This window comes from Pseudomonas proteolytica, from assembly GCF_007858275.1.
Taxonomy (GTDB): domain Bacteria; phylum Pseudomonadota; class Gammaproteobacteria; order Pseudomonadales; family Pseudomonadaceae; genus Aquipseudomonas; species Aquipseudomonas proteolytica.
On sequence record NZ_VFEV01000036.1, the window covers coordinates 40,123 to 54,712 of the forward strand.

At 61.5% G+C, this 14,590-nt stretch carries 15 protein-coding genes and 1 pseudogene; 6 read left to right on the forward strand and 10 right to left on the reverse strand.

Annotated elements, in window-relative coordinates:
* Position 1: 1 nt before the first annotated feature.
* Positions 2-517 (forward strand): single-stranded DNA-binding protein, encoded by a 516-nt coding sequence (locus FIV38_RS22650; protein ID WP_017849542.1) that lies wholly within the window; start codon positions 2-4, stop codon positions 515-517.
* Positions 518-596: 79 nt separating this feature from the next.
* On the opposite strand, the pseudogene FIV38_RS22655 reads toward FIV38_RS22650, so the two are convergent.
* Positions 597-1,421: pseudogene (locus FIV38_RS22655) on the reverse strand (alpha/beta fold hydrolase).
* Between the two features lie 329 nt (positions 1,422-1,750).
* Between FIV38_RS22655 and tam the strand changes: the two are divergent.
* Positions 1,751-2,512, forward strand: coding sequence for a trans-aconitate 2-methyltransferase (gene tam, locus FIV38_RS22660; RefSeq protein WP_092230786.1), 762 nt, complete (start codon positions 1,751-1,753; stop codon positions 2,510-2,512).
* A gap of 10 nt (positions 2,513-2,522) precedes the next feature.
* Here tam and FIV38_RS22665 read toward each other — a convergent pair whose 3' ends face one another.
* Positions 2,523-3,071 carry a cysteine hydrolase family protein gene (locus FIV38_RS22665; protein ID WP_092230783.1) on the reverse strand — a complete coding sequence of 183 codons (549 nt, stop codon included), beginning with the start codon at positions 3,069-3,071 and terminating at the stop codon, positions 2,523-2,525.
* 96 nt (positions 3,072-3,167) lie between these two features.
* Here FIV38_RS22665 and FIV38_RS22670 point away from each other — a divergent pair, with 96 nt between their 5' ends.
* From FIV38_RS22670 to FIV38_RS22680, 3 genes are all read left to right on the forward strand, one after another.
* Positions 3,168-4,151: a GlxA family transcriptional regulator gene (locus FIV38_RS22670; protein WP_092230779.1), complete on the forward strand. Its 984-nt coding sequence runs from the start codon at positions 3,168-3,170 to the stop codon at positions 4,149-4,151.
* Positions 4,152-4,370: 219 nt separating this feature from the next.
* Positions 4,371-5,480, forward strand: a complete 1,110-nt coding sequence (locus tag FIV38_RS22675; protein WP_092230774.1) for a DUF3182 family protein — start codon at positions 4,371-4,373, stop codon at positions 5,478-5,480.
* A complete protein-coding gene (locus FIV38_RS22680; RefSeq protein ID WP_029299412.1) occupies positions 5,470-6,225 on the forward strand; it encodes an alpha/beta hydrolase family protein in 756 nt (251 codons plus the stop codon). Before FIV38_RS22675 ends, FIV38_RS22680 begins: the two co-directional genes overlap by 11 nt.
* A 5-nt stretch (positions 6,226-6,230) precedes the next feature.
* Here FIV38_RS22680 and FIV38_RS22685 read toward each other — a convergent pair whose 3' ends face one another.
* From FIV38_RS22685 to FIV38_RS22695, 3 genes are read right to left on the reverse strand one after another with little or no spacing between them, the layout of a single operon-like run.
* On the reverse strand, positions 6,231-7,199 hold the full coding sequence (locus FIV38_RS22685; RefSeq protein ID WP_092230771.1) for a lysylphosphatidylglycerol synthase domain-containing protein: 969 nt from the start codon (positions 7,197-7,199) through the stop codon (positions 6,231-6,233).
* Positions 7,177-8,454: a cardiolipin synthase ClsB gene (gene clsB, locus FIV38_RS22690; RefSeq protein ID WP_070995293.1), complete on the reverse strand. Its 1,278-nt coding sequence runs from the start codon at positions 8,452-8,454 to the stop codon at positions 7,177-7,179. The genes FIV38_RS22685 and clsB overlap by 23 nt, the downstream gene beginning before the upstream one ends.
* Complete coding sequence (locus FIV38_RS22695) at positions 8,451-9,230, reverse strand: endonuclease/exonuclease/phosphatase family protein (RefSeq protein WP_032867467.1); 780 nt, start codon at positions 9,228-9,230, stop codon at positions 8,451-8,453. The genes clsB and FIV38_RS22695 overlap by 4 nt, the downstream gene beginning before the upstream one ends.
* Before the next feature lie 234 nt (positions 9,231-9,464).
* Here FIV38_RS22695 and FIV38_RS22700 point away from each other — a divergent pair, with 234 nt between their 5' ends.
* Positions 9,465-10,349 carry a sugar nucleotide-binding protein gene (locus FIV38_RS22700; RefSeq protein ID WP_032867470.1) on the forward strand — a complete coding sequence of 295 codons (885 nt, stop codon included), beginning with the start codon at positions 9,465-9,467 and terminating at the stop codon, positions 10,347-10,349.
* 81 nt (positions 10,350-10,430) lie between these two features.
* Here the strand turns inward: FIV38_RS22700 and FIV38_RS22705 are convergent, their stop codons facing one another.
* The 5 genes from FIV38_RS22705 to FIV38_RS22730 form a co-directional block, all read right to left on the reverse strand.
* Positions 10,431-11,129, reverse strand: coding sequence for an OmpW/AlkL family protein (locus FIV38_RS22705; RefSeq protein WP_029299417.1), 699 nt, complete (start codon positions 11,127-11,129; stop codon positions 10,431-10,433).
* 125 nt (positions 11,130-11,254) lie between these two features.
* Positions 11,255-11,773 (reverse strand): DUF3299 domain-containing protein, encoded by a 519-nt coding sequence (locus tag FIV38_RS22710; RefSeq protein WP_092230768.1) that lies wholly within the window; start codon positions 11,771-11,773, stop codon positions 11,255-11,257.
* An 11-nt stretch (positions 11,774-11,784) separates the two neighbouring features.
* On the reverse strand, positions 11,785-13,050 hold the full coding sequence (locus FIV38_RS22715; protein ID WP_092230765.1) for an ABC transporter permease: 1,266 nt from the start codon (positions 13,048-13,050) through the stop codon (positions 11,785-11,787).
* A gap of 1 nt (position 13,051) precedes the next feature.
* Positions 13,052-13,762 (reverse strand): ABC transporter ATP-binding protein, encoded by a 711-nt coding sequence (locus FIV38_RS22720; RefSeq protein ID WP_092230762.1) that lies wholly within the window; start codon positions 13,760-13,762, stop codon positions 13,052-13,054.
* Positions 13,763-13,898: 136 nt separating this feature from the next.
* Complete coding sequence (locus FIV38_RS22730; RefSeq protein WP_092230759.1) at positions 13,899-14,492, reverse strand: DUF2796 domain-containing protein; 594 nt, start codon at positions 14,490-14,492, stop codon at positions 13,899-13,901.
* Positions 14,493-14,590 lie beyond the last annotated feature (98 nt).

Below are 14,590 nucleotides of genomic sequence, written 5' to 3' on the forward strand. Positions count from 1 at the left end.
TATGGCCCGTGGGGTTAACAAAGTCATATTGGTCGGTACATGCGGCCAGGATCCCGAAGTTCGCTACTTGCCTAACGGTAACGCCGTGACCAACCTGAGTCTGGCGACCAGCGAACAATGGACCGACAAGCAGACCGGCCAGAAGGTCGAGAAAACCGAATGGCACCGTGTATCGATGTTCGGCAAGGTTGCAGAGATCGCCGGTGAATACCTGCGCAAGGGTTCGCAGGTCTACATCGAAGGCAAACTGCAGACCCGCGAGTGGGAAAAAGACGGTATCAAGCGTTACACCACCGAAATCGTGGTCGACATGCAAGGCACCATGCAACTGCTGGGCGGCCGTCCACAGGGCGACCAACAGGGCCAGGGCGGTATGTCCAACTCGGCGCCGCGTCCACAGCAGTCGCGTCCGCAGCCAAGCCAGCAGCCACAGCGTGAGTCGCGTCCAGCGCCACAGCAGGCGGCACCGCAGCCGGCCGCTGACTTTGACAGCTTTGATGACGATATCCCGTTCTAAGGTATCGAAGCCAAACGCTGCAAATTGAAAACCGCGCCGCCGACCAGGCTACGCGGTTTTTTCATGCCCATTATTCAGCTCAAAGCTGTGCGAAGTTCAACATATCGTCGTTAACTCGCTGCTTGTGAGTGTCGGTCAGCCCATGAGGTGCGCCGCTATACACCTGCAAAAGGGCGTGTGGAATCAAACGTTGGCTCTCCAGTGCCGATGGACGGATTGGCACGATTTGATCGTCACTGCCATGGATAATGAGCGTCGGCATACTGAAGTGCGTCAGGTCCTCCCGAAAGTCAGTCTCTGAAAATGCCTTGATGCTATCGAAGGTGTTGATGTGCCCGCCCATTACACCCTGCATCCAGAACGAATTGATCAAGCCTTGGGAACGTTCGATACCCGCGCGGTTGAATCCGAAGAATGGGCCACTGGCCAGATCAAGATACAGCTGCGAGCGATTAGCGATGGAGTTGGCACGCATCCCATCGAAAACCTCGATTGGAGTGCCGTATGGGTTGCTGGGGGTCTGCAACATCAGGGGCGTTACCGAGCAGATCAACCCTGCCTTTGCTACACGGGCAGTGCCATGACGCGCGATATAGCGGGCAACTTCACCCCCGCCGGTAGAAAACCCGAAAAGTATCAGGTTGGTCAGATCCAGGTGTTCGATCAGTTCCGCCAGATCATCGGCGTAGTGGTCCATGTCATTGCCATCCTAGGGCTGGCTTGAGCGGCCATGCCCTCGGCGGTCATGCGCAATGGCACGAAAACCGTTGTTGGCGAAATGCAACATCTGCGACTCCCAACTGTCGCTGTTTAGCGGCCATCCGTGGCAAAACATTACGGGTTGGCCGCTACCCCAATCTTTGTAAAAAATATCGTTGCCTTCACGTGTTTTAAGATAAGCCATGGCATAGCTCCAATGACGTATTGATGTGGCTGCGATAGCCAGAAAAATCGTCCGTGGACACTACGCTGGCCTCTTTTATTCGTGACCATTTCAAAGGTCGCACCTAGGCTGGTCGAAAATAAGGTTAGTCCGATTTCGCGAGTGTCGCGCCGGGAAGATAAGCAGCTTTTAATGCTGCGCTAATCACCCGCGCTCAAAACCGCTTTAACCCGTGAAGGCACGTTGCCAGATGCAATGGCGCCATTGCCTGCGCCACCAATCCAGGAGTTTGTCCTCGTGGCTCACAAGATTTAGGCTGTGCCCACCGACAAAAAAGTAGGAACGCCGTGATGACCTGGTCAGCCAAGCAATACACGTTGTTTGAACAGCAGCGTACCCGCCCCGTCCACGACCTAGTGGCGGCCATACCCAATACCGAGGTGCGTACCGCCGTCGACCTGGGGTGTGGGCCAGGCAACTCCACGCAAGTGTTGGCCCAGAGGTTCCCGCGAGCGCAAGTCTGTGGCATGGACAGCTCCGACGACATGTTGGCCGATGCCCGCAAACGCTTGCCGGCGCTGCGCTTTGAGCAGGCCGATATCGGCGCCTGGCAGCCTGCGCAACAGTTCGATGTGATCCTTGCCAACGCCTCGCTGCAGTGGGTGCCCGACCACGCCAGCCTCTACCCGCACCTGGTGGCGCAACTGGCACCGGGCGGTACGCTGGCGGTGCAAACCCCAGACAACCTCAACGAACCCGCCCATCGCCTGGCCCGTGAAGTGGCAGCGCAAGGGCCGTGGGCGGGGAAGATCGGCGCGGTCAAACATGAAGCGCGTCACCCGGCGAGTTACTACTTTGAATTGCTGAGCAAGCATTGCAGTGCCGTGGATGTATGGCACACCACTTATTACCACCCGCTCAGCGGCCATGAGGCGGTGGTGGAGTGGTTCAAGGGCACGGGCCTGCGGCCATTCCTGGCGTTGCTGGATGAGGCCGAGCAAGGCGCCTTCCTTGACACCTATCTGGCGCGCATCCGCGAGGCTTACCCGGCCCTGGCCGATGGCACAGTGTTGCTGCCGTTTCCACGCCTGTTCATTATCGCCACGCGCTGACAGTCAGCTTTCAGGCCTTGAGGAACTCGTCCGCCGAAACCACGCTGGCATAGGCAAATGCCAGCGACGCCATGTAGGCCTCATGCACCTGGGCCGCCGCAACAGTCTTGCCATTGAATTCCAGGTCACGGGTGGCACAGGCATCGTGGATCACGGTAACGGTGTAGCCATAGTCCGCCGCCGCCCGAACCACGGCGTCGATGCACATATGGCTCATGCTGCCCACCACCACCAGGTCGGTGATGCTGCGCTGTTCCAGCACCTCGCGCAGGTTGGTTTGGCGAAACGCATTTACAAAATGCTTGAGCACCACCGGTTCGTCATTCTCGTTCAGCACCTTGGGATGCAAGTGCGCGCCTTCGGAGCCAGGCGTGAAGAAGGGGGCGTCGTCGGCGGTGAACTCATGGCGCACATGGATCACCGCATCACCTGCCTGGCGAAACGCCTGGAGCAGCTGTCGTGCCTTGTCTGCGGCAGCCTCGACACCAACCAGTGGCCATTTGCCCTGGGGGAAGTAGTCGTTCTGGATATCAATTAGGATAAGTGCTTGCTTGGCCATGAGTATTTTCTCGTGATGGGTTGATGCGTCCAGTATCGTGGCTGGCGCGAGGCTCAGGGATTGGCTGCACCGACAATAACAGGGGGAAAACTGACAATGGCTCTGGAACGCTCGATCGTCGAGCTTGGCGTGCTGATTTACAGCGGTGCGCAGATGGCTGCTGTACACGGTTTGACCGACCTGTTTGGGGTCGCCAACCGCATCGCCGCCGAGCATCAGGCCGAGCAGTTGCCCGTGTTGCGTATCAGCCATTGGCAGGTTGATAGCGATGGTACTCCTGTTCGGGCTTTCGACAGCTTGCCTGGGCCCGAACAACCTTTGATGGCGGTGCTGGTACCGCCCTCGATTGGTGAATTCTGCGAAGAACAGGCACCGCCCCGGCTGTTGCAGTGGCTGCGCGAGCAACATGCAGCCGGCACGGTGCTGGGAGGCGTGTGCATCGGTTCGATCATGCTGGCGCGCAGCGGCTTGCTCGATGGGCGCAGCGCCACCACCCACTGGTCTTCGGCCAGCACCTTTGCCAGGCGTTTTCCCGCGGTGCGCTTGGAGGCCGACAAACCTATCGTCGATGATGGCGACCTGATTACCACCGCCGGGCTGATGGCCTGGTCCGAACTGGGCCTGCGCCTGGTCGACCGCCTCATGGGCCCGAGCATCGCGGCCGGCACCGCGCGTTTTCTGGTGATTGAACACAGTGACAGCGCCAGCCAGTGCGGCAGCAATTTTGCACCGATCCTGAGCCATGGTGATGGGGCGATCCTCAAGGTCCAGCACGCCTTGCAGGCCAGCGGGGCGGTGGATGTTTCGCTTGCGGCAATGGCGCAGGCAGCCGGCCTGGAAGAACGCACTTTCCTGCGCCGTTTTCGCACTGCCACCGGCCTCAAACCCACCGAATACTGCCAGCACCTGCGGGTCGGCAAAGCGCGGCAGATGCTTGAATTTACCAATACCACCATTGACCACATCGCCTGGACCGTGGGTTATCAAGACCCCAGCGCCTTTCGCGCAATCTTCAAAAAAATCACCGGCCTTGCGCCCAGCGATTACCGCAACCGATTCGGGGTAAAAGCCCCCGCTTGACGACCGGACACCCCGCTCCCACATTTTTGCTCGCTGCCAGGCCCTGCATCGTGCAGAACGCCGGACCCTTGATCACGCTTCGTGCAGAATGAGGCAGGCCAAATGCCATCTCCTTCCCGCTAACCGCTTGATCTGCCAACCTTTTGCCCCGAGCGTAGCTTGGCCTGAACCCTGCAACCCTGGTGCTACACACCTGCAAGCCTCGCCCAAGGGGGACGCATGACCCCGACCAACCGTAAAAAAATCGTGGTGGCCCACTCGATCCGGCCCGCCGCGCCCCTTCACGAAGTGGAAACCAACCGCGCCCTCGCTCGCTGGCTGGCGCAAATCCTCGGGCTTGACTACGGCGGTAGTTACAGCGTCGACCAGCACGGCCAGGCAGACCTGTACCTGCTGCCCACCCAGACACTGGTCGGCCCGGCCCAGGCATTGAGCCTGGGCGTAAAGGGCCCGGAGGACTTGTGGGGCGGTTACGTTGACCATGATTTCATCTGCACCAAAGCCATTACCCACGGCCTGCATGGCCCTGACGCGGTGGCGCCCGAGGGCTGGTCGCCGCTGTTTGCCGAGCGGGTACGCGCCGTGGTGCTCGACGGCCTGAGCGTGTTTGCCGTGCAAGATGCTCGCGCGGCCGCCATGCCGTTGCTGGAGCTCGGGCCGATTCGCCTGAAGCCGGTGCATGCCTGCGCTGGTCGGGGCCAAGAGGTGGTCGACAGCCTCAAGCAATTCGACGCAATCCTGGCCCGCGCCGATGTGGCAGACCTGTTCGCCCAAGGTGTGGTGCTGGAACAAGACCTACAAGATGTGGTGACTCACAGCGTCGGCCAAAGCTTTATTGGCGGGCGGGTGTTCAGTTACTGCGGCGAGCAATACCTGACCCAGGACGGGCAGGGCGAAGCCGTCTACGGTGGCTCCAACCTGCTGGTGGTGCCGGGGTACTACGAAGAGCTGCTGACCCTGTCGCTTGGCGAGGATGTGCGCCTGGCCATTGAGCAGGCACAAGTCTTCGATAACGCCGCCGATGAGGCCTATCCTGGTTTTTATGCCTCGCGGCGCAATTACGACATTGCCCAGGGCCTGGACAGCCAAGGTACGCAGCGCAGTGGTGTGCTGGAGCAGTCCTGGCGCATGGGCGGCGCCAGCAGCGCGGAGGTCGCGGCGTTGCAGAGCTTTATCAACGATCCCGGCCTGCGCGCGATTCGCGTATCGTCCGTGGAGACCTATATCGACCAGCCATTGCCCGCCAATGCCATCGAGATCTATCGCGGCCCGGCAGAAAACAGCGACTTTCTTCTCAAGTACGTAACGGTCCAACCCTATGACGGCTAGAAGCGAAACCATCACCATTGATATCGACGATGAACAGATGAGCGGTACCTTTCTCAGCCCCAAGTCAAAAGTGCCCGGGGTGTTGTTTGTGCACGGCTGGGGCGGTAGCCAAGAGCGCGACCTGGAGCGGGCCAAGGGCATCGCCGGCCTCGGTTGTGTGTGCCTGACCTTTGATCTGCGCGGGCATGCTGGCAATGGCATTCCCTTGTCGCGGGTCACCCGGGAGGACAACCTGCGGGACTTGCTCGCGGCCTATGATCGCCTGCTGGCGCACCCGGCCATCGACACCTCGGCGGTGGCGGTGGTGGGCACCAGCTACGGGGGTTACCTGGCAGCGATCCTCACCTCCCTGCGCCCGGTTCGCTGGCTGGCACTGCGCGTGCCGGCGCTGTACCGCGACCAGCAATGGCACACCCCCAAGCGCGACCTGGATAAAGCCGACCTGATGGATTACCGCAGCACGCTGGTGCACGCCGAAACCAATCGCGCACTGCACGCCTGTGCTGCCTTTACCGGGGATGTGTTGATCGTCGAGTCGGAAACCGACGACCACGTGCCCCATGCCACCATCATGAGCTACCGCGCTGCCTGCCAGCAGACCCATTCGCTGACGCATCGGATCATCGACGGTGGCGACCACTCATTGAGCGACCCGGTGTCCCAGCAGGCCTATACCTCGATCCTGGTGGACTGGATCACCGAGATGGTGGTGGGCGAGCGGTTGAGCATCATTCAATCCCAATGACGGGTTTACGCGGGTGTTTTCTTCACCCGCAAAGCCTTGGCCTTCGCCTCTACGGCGAGGTACATCACCAGGGCGATCAGCAACGGCAAGATAAAATAGATCGCCCGGTAGGCAATCAACCCGGCGAGCAGGCTGCCCCGTGAGGCTTCATGTTGCAGCAGGGCGATAAACACCGCCTCCAGCACGCCCAGGCCGGCCGGAATATGCGTCACCACACCGGCAATCGCGCTGATCAGCAACACCCCCAGCACCAGCGGGTAGTCGAGCTTGGCCGGCAGCAAGGTAAAGATCACCGCCGCCATCAGCGACCAGTTCAACGCACCGAGGGCCAGTTGCAGGCATGCCATGCGCAGCGACGGCAGGTTGATCTCGATCCCGCGAATCGACCAGGCGCGTTTCCTGGAGAACTGACAGGCAGCCAGATAGCCGAGGCTCGCCAATACCAGCAATACGCCAACACCTTGCAGGGCGCCGCTACTGAGTTTCCAGCCCGGCGGCATCGTCACCAGGCCGCTGCTGAACACCGCCCCGGCCAGGGCCATATAGCCAAACCAATTGGTGGCCAGGCTCAAGCCAAGGATTTTCGCGATATTGGCGTTGCTGACTCCCAGCCGCGAATACAGCCGGTAGCGCATGGCAATCCCGCCGACCCAGGCGCTGAGGTTGAGGTTGAACGCGTAACTGATGATGCCCACCGGCAGGATCTGCTTCCAGCGCAAGGGCTGGCGGATGTAGGTCCGCCCGATCAGGTCAAAGCACGCATACACCAGGAAACTGCACAGCGTCAGCCCGGCCGCGATCCACAAGGTGCGTAGCTTGAAGTCGCTGAGGGTGGCAAATACTTCGCTCCAGTCGATACGCCGCGCGAGCAGGGTAAAGAGCACGATCAGCAACAGGAAGAAGGCGACGGTCAGCGGCTTCTTCCAGCGTTTGAACGCATGGGCGCGCGCATCAGCTGTGTGGGCTTGGCTCATGGTCCTGGCTCCCGGCATGCACGAAGGGTTTCAAGCGCGGTTTGTGTGCGGGCAGCCAGCCGGTCCAGGCCGGGAAATGCCGCAGTACATGGAACACCACAAACCCCACGGTCACCCGCCACAACCAGCCGCGCGGGGTGCGGTTTTCCGGCATGGTCTTGCAGTGGTTGCGGCTCAGGTCTTCCAGGCGCTCGAATAAGTGTTGATTGAACTCCCGGTCACGAATCAGCACGTTGGCCTCCAGGTTCAGTGACAGGCTCAACGGGTCGAGGTTGCTCGAGCCCACGGTGCTCCACGCCTCATCCACCAGGGCCACCTTGCCGTGCAGGGGGCGCTGGCAATACTCGTGGATCACCACGCCTTCCTTGAGCAGATAGTCGTAGAGCATGCGCGCCGCCAGCTTGGCCAGCAGCACATCGGGCTGGCCCTGCATGATCAACTGCACCTGCACGCCGCGCCGGGCGGCATTGCGCAGTTCCCGCAGCAGGCGGTAACCGGGAAAGAAGTAAGCGTTGGCGATCACCACGCGCTGGCGGGCGTGGCGCAGGGCGTGCAGGTAGGCCTCTTCGATATCGCTGCGGTGTTGCAGATTGTCGCGGTAGATCAGGCGTACCAGGCCTTCACCGTCGTCGGCCGCCCAGGACGGTTGCTGGCGCCGTCGCCAACCGCGCCGCGTGCGCACCGGGCGGCCACTTTGCGCCAGGGCAAAGTGATGCAGGTCCGCCACGGCCGGCCCGATCACCTGCACCGCATAATCCTGCTTGGCTTCGGGGCCGAAGTCCGCCAGATGGTCTGCAGAAAAATTGATCCCGCCGATAAACCCCACCTCAGCGTCCACGACCACGATCTTGCGGTGCAGGCGGCGAAACCAGTTGGTGCGAAACCCCAGGGTCTTGGGCGCCGGGTCGAACATCTGGACCGTGACCCCGGCCTGGGACAACTCGCCGAGAAACCCGGGGCTCAGTTCGCCGCAGCCAAAGCCATCAAGACTGACCACTACCTTCACCCCACGCTGGGCGGCCTCGATCAGAATCCGGTGCAGTTCATGGCCGACCTTGTCTTCGAACAGAATGAATGTCTCCAGGAGGATTTCCTGGCGAGCCTGGCGCAGAGCCTCGAAGACTTTGGGGAAGTACGCCTCGCCGTTTTCCAGCAGTTGCACCTGGTTGCCGGGTTGCCAGCCGTAGTCCGGGTCCCTGGCCCTGGCGTCATCGGGTGGCTGATCGGTGGCGATGTGTTCCACGGCGCCGTTCATAACTCAATCTCCACCGACAGTGGTGCGTGATCGGACAAGTGCGACCAGGGCCGGGCCGTCAGCACTTGCGCGTGATGGACCTTGAGGTTGCGCACGTAAATGCGGTCCAGCGGCAGCAAGGGCAGGCGCGCCGGAAACGTACGCGCCGGTTTGCCATGGGCCTGCACAAACACTTCCTGCAGGCCGCTGTGGCTCAGATCGGCCTGCTGGCGCCAGTCATTGAAGTCACCGGCGACGATCAGCGGCGCGTCGCCGGGGATCTCGGCCACCCGCTGGGCCAGCAATTTGAGCTGTTGTTGGCGATGCACCTCGCGCAGCCCCAGGTGCACGCAAATGGCGTGCACCTCTTGGCCGGTGCCGGGCAGGCGTAACACGCAATGCAGCAGCCCGCGGCTTTCGTGGCCGCTCTGGGAGATATCGAGGTTGTCATAGCGAATGATCTGGAATTTCGACAGCAACGCGTTGCCGTGGTCGCCATGGGGATACACCGCGTTGCGCCCGTAGGCGAACTGCGGCCAGATACTGTCGGCGAGAAACTCATACTGCGGCATGCTCGGCCAGTTGCTGTAGCGCCGGGGGTGGTGCTCATGGGTGCCATGCACCTCCTGCAAGAACACCACATCCGCTGCGACACCCCGCACCGCTTCGCGCAATTCCGGCAGGATGAAGCGTCGATTGAGGGCAGTGAAGCCCTTGTGGGTATTGACTGTCAGCACCTTGAAGCGGGTGATGGCAGCAGTGGGCGTGACAGGCACCCATTCTGGAATCACAGCCATGGTGGCTCCCGTGGGTTGGCGGGGCAGTGGCCTCCGTTCGTTAATGGCTGACTGTGGTGCTCGCGCGAAAGTTTCGACGATCCTACAAACGGCGCGTTGTCCTAACGCCACTTAGTAAGTGACGGTTGCGCTACAAACCCGCAAAATGCAACGATTCTGGCAAATACCAACGGCACGGCATCAACGCCTGTCGACAATAGCCATCGTTCCAAACAGACCGGGCCTGCTCAATTTATGCGAATGCGCCTTATGTTACTGGGCGGCGGGAATGCCCTCGGGCAGGCGCTGATTCGCCTCGGTGCGGAGGAAGATATCGGTTTCCTCGCCCCGCGCCCGCCCCAAGACGGCTGGGATGCCGCCAGTCTTACCCAATTGCTCGACGACACCCGTCCCGATGCCTTGATCAACCTCGCCTACTATTTCGACTGGTTCCAGGCCGAGAGCGTGAACGAGGCCCGTCTGGCCGGGCAGGAATCTGCCGTCGAGCGCCTGGCGCAGCTGTGCCAACACCACAACATCACGCTGCTGCAACCGTCCAGCTACCGGGTGTTCGATGGCTCGCGCGCCACGGCCTACAGCGAAAAAGACGAGCCGGTGCCCCTGGGCCTGCGCGGCCAGGCGCTATGGCGCATTGAGCAGAGTGTGCGTGCTACCTGCCCGCAACATGTGCTGCTGCGCTTTGGCTGGTTGCTCGATGACAGTGTCGACGGTGCGCTTGGGCGCTTCCTGGCGCGTGCCGAGAAGTCCGAGGAGTTGTTGCTGGCCGATGATCGACGGGGCAACCCGACGCCGGTGGACGATGCGGCACGGGTGATTATCTCGGTGCTCAAGCAACTCGATTGTGCGGCGCCGTTGTGGGGCACCTACCATTACGCGGGGCAAGAGGCGACCACGCCTGTGGCCCTTGGCCAGGCGATCCTCACCGAAGCGCGCAATTTCCATGCGCTGGCGGTCGAAGCGCCAACCGCCCAAGCCCACGCCGCCCGGCCAGACGCCGCCGACGAACCGCAACATGCGGTGCTGGCCTGCAAGAAGATCCTGCACACCTTTGGCATCAAGCCCCGGGCGTGGCGCGCGGGACTGCCGGCGCTACTCGATCGCTTCTACCGGCATAACTAGCTGACTGAACACAAAAAAAATGTGGGAGCCCTTCCTGTGTAGGGGCTCCCACATTGTTGTGTGGCGTTTGTTAAGCCGGGCTTAGAACTTGTAGCCGATACCGACCATGTAGACCATCGGATCCACGTCCACATTGACCTTGGCACGAGTGCCCGCCGCCAGGGCGTTGTTGTCGACGGTGGCTTTGGTGCTGATGTCGATGTAGCGCACCTGGCCGTTGATCATCCACTTGTCATTGATCATGTAGTCCGCGCCGATCTGCGCGGCCCAGCCCCAGGAGTTCTCGGCCTTGAAGTTGCTGAAGCCTTCGCCCTGGGCGCGGCTACCAACGTGTTCGTCGTAGATCCAGGTGTAGTTGATACCGGCACCGACGTAAGGCTGGAACGCCGATTTGCTGTCCAGCGGGTAGTACACGACGCTCAGGGTAGGCGGCAGGTGCTTGAGGGTACCGAGCTTGCCGTTGGCGGCGCCGAGGGCGGTGTTCTTGATCTTCACATCATGCTCGAACGGCGTGGCGGCCAGCAGTTCGATACCGACGTGGTTGGTCAGCATGTAGGCGAAGTTGAGGCCCAGTTGCGTGTCGCTGCTCATGGTCGCCTTGCCACCCAGGTTGGTGCCGGCCAATGGGCCCTGGTCAACCTTGACGCTGCCGCTGTCGGCCTTCGGGTTAACGGTGATGGCACCGGCGCGAACGAGGATGTCGCCAGCTTCGTGGGCGTGGGCGAGAGGGGCGGCGAGTGCAAGCGCGAAGAGGGAAGCGCTGAGCAGTGACTTGTGCATGGGTGGCTCCAAAGGACGTTTTTAGTTGGCTGTGTCCAATGGTAAAGATCGTTACGCGTGAGCCTTTGACTCAGCTCAATGAAACCGTGATCCGATAAGCCTGCTTCCACATTTGATTGAGGGTGCTATTCGGGCAACTCGTAGGCGTAGATCTTCTCGGCTTCCATCTGATAGCCCGCATCCGCCAGTTCGCTGGTGGAAGGCTTGACCTGCATCTGTCCTTCGATCCAATACGGCTGGTACAGCTCTTCGAGCTTCACGCCGATCTCGCTCCTGACATGCACAATCTGGTTCGACGGCGGCGGCGGCACATGGATGCAGGCGCCGAAGTACGGTACCAGCAGGAATTCAGTGGTGCGGCCTTCTTCGCTGACCTCCAGCGGCACGATATAGCCCGGCAGGCGGATGTGCTGGTCGTTGAGGGTTGCGACCACCGGCGCGTTGGGCAAATCCTGCTTGGCCGCTGGCGCTGCCTCTGCTGACAGGGCGTCGGCCATGTTCGACAGGTCGTGCAGCGGCGTCATGTTCGGCACCTCCACCGGAGCGTCCGGTGGAATCATTTCCTGCCACGACAAGTCTCTAGGCTCGGCGGCCCAGGCGGGCAGGGTGATCATCAATAACAGCGCAAGCAGGGCATGACGCATCAAAGCCTTCCTCATAAACGGATCGACAGGCCATCGGCCAAGGATTGGCGATAGGCGCGCCAGGCCGGCACGCTGCCCATCAGCAGGGCGGCGATCAGGATACCGGCGAGCAGCGTCCATTCATACGGGCTGGGCAGCGCCAGCGGCAGGTCCAGACCGTAATTGGCCTGCAAATAGCCACGGGACGCAGCGATACACACATACAGCAGGCCAACCCCCGCCACCACGCCGGCCAGGGCCAGGGCGAAGGCCTCGAAAATCAGCAAGCTCGCAATATGCCAGGGCCGCGCCCCCACGGAACGCAGGATCGCCATTTCCCGGCGCCGCTCATTGAGGCTGGTGAGGATCGCCGTGAGCATGCCGATCAACCCGGTCAGCACCACAAACAGGGAGATCACGAACAACGCCTTTTCCGCAGTGCCCATCATGCTCCACAGCTCTTGCAAGGCCACGCCCGGCAGGATCGCCAGCATCGGCTCGCCACGGAACTCGTTGATCTGGCGTTGCAGGGCGAAGGTCGAAATCTTGTTGTTCAAACCCAGCATAAACGCGGTGATGGCTTGTGGCGTGAGGTCCATATTGCGCGCCTGGTCGGCACTGATCCGGCCCTTGCCCTGGGCCGGCACGCCGTTGTGCCAGTCGATATGGATTGCTTCCATGCCGCCCAGGCTGATATGCAGCGTTCGGTCCACCGGGGTGCCGGTGCGTTGCAGAATGCCGACCACGGTGAAGGGTTTGTCATCGTGCTTGACCAGGCTGACCACCGCCACGCCGTGGGCGAGCACCAGCTTGTCACCGAGTTTGTAATGCAGCGCGTCAGCTACTTCGGCGCCGAGCACCACTTCAAAAGGGTCAGTGGCAAAGGCGCGGCCGCTGGCCAGTTGCAGGTTCTGCCTGCGCCCGTATTGGTAGTGTTCGAAGTAGGCGTCGGTAGTGCCCATCACTCGGTAACCGCGATGGGAGTCGCCCAGGGACATGGGGATCGCCCATTTCACCTGCGGGCTGGCGGCGAAGTGCTCGAAGCTGTCCCAGCGGATGTTGTTGGTGGCGTTGCCGATGCGAAATACCGAGTACAGCAGCAGGTTGACCGAGCCGGAGCGGGCGCCGACGATCAGGTCGGTGCCGCTGATGGTGCTGGCAAAGCTGGCGCGCGCCTCGGTACGCACACGCTCGACCGCCAATAGCAGGCACACCGACAGGGCGATGGCGAAGGCGGTGAGGATCGCGGTAAAGCGGCGGTTTGCCAGGCTGGCCATGGCTAGACGGAACAAATACATCTCAAACCTCGAGCGGCGTGGCGGCGCGATTGAGTTCGGCCAACGACAGGTTGCGGTCGAACAGCGAAGCCAGGCTCTGGTCATGGCTGACGAACAACAGGCTGGCGCCCGCCTCGCGGCATTCGGCGAACAACAATTGAAGGAAGGCTTCCCGTGCATCGTGGTCCAGGGCCGACGTCGGCTCGTCGGCGATCACCAGTTCCGGTTGGCCGATCAGTGCGCGGGCGGCGGCGACCCGTTGTTGTTGGCCGATGGACAGCGAGTCGGCGCGGCGTTCAAGCAAGCCCTCATCCTTGAGGCCCAGGTGCGCGAGCAAGGTCGCGGCGGCTTGATCGATGCTGCCATGCCGCTGGGTCGCGCGTTGCGCGCGCAGCTTGGAGAAATGGCAAGGCAGTTCAACGTTCTCGCGTACCGAGAGAAACGGCAGCAGGTTGAACTGCTGGAAGATGTAGCCGGTGTGGTCGACCCGAAACCGATCACGGGCGCCGGCCGACAGCTCGGTCAGCTCCTGGCCGAGCAAGCGAATGCTGCCACGCGTGGGTTTCTGCACGCCGCCCAACAGGCCTAGCAGGGTGGTCTTGCCGCTACCGCTGGGGCCCTTGAGAAACAGGGTTTCCCCAGGCTCCAGGCGAAACACCGGGATATCCAGCAACTGGGGGTGCCCGGGCCAGTTAAAGCCCAGGTCGGACAGTTCGATCAGTGCTTGGGTCATGGGAACTCAGTATCACCTGCAGAGCGCGGTCACCTGTAGGAGCTGGCTTGCCTGCGATGCAGACTACGCGGTGTATCTGCGACACCGCGCCGATGCCATCGCAGGCAAGCCAGCTCCTACAGTTGAGCGTGTGGAGTCAGAATTTCAGGGTGGCAGTCTTGGCCGCCGTTTCAACACCCTGCTGGCCGCTCGGGCCGATCAGTTGTACCTGAATTTTTTGGGTGGCGGGGAAGGTCTTGAAGAGGTTCGCCAGGTCGAGGTTTTTCAGCGCGGCAGGGCTGGTGCAGGTGAACTGGTAGTGGGCGTGGATTTCACTGTGGTCATGGTCATGGGCAGCGGCGCCTTTGCCATCGGTGGCGTGGTCATGATCGTCTTCTGGCTTGTCGCCGAACAGCGGGCTTTCGAACTCTTGGCTGCTGACCACACAACCGGCGGCTTTTGGCAGGCTGAACAGTGCCAAGGGCTGTTCCAACTGTTTACGGGCGGCGGCGACCTTGGCTTTGTCTGCGTCGGTGGTGGCCAGGTGTTCGAAACCCACCAGGTTCATCGCCGGGCTTTCCAGCTCCAGTTCCAAGGCCTTGCCATCGAGCACCGCGTTAAGGCGGGCAACGCCATGCTCATGGGCGCCAAGGCTGCCGTGTTCATGGTCATGATCGTGGTCGTGTTCGTCAGCCGCCAGGGCAGCCAGGGGCAACAGGGCAAACGGCAAAGCGAGCAACAGGCGGCGCATAGAAAAACTCCCGGGCGTGAATGAATATTTTGTTATGTAATCTTATAACGAAAGCCAGAGGAGTTTGACCGTCTGCTTGGCGCAGCGCAAGACGCATG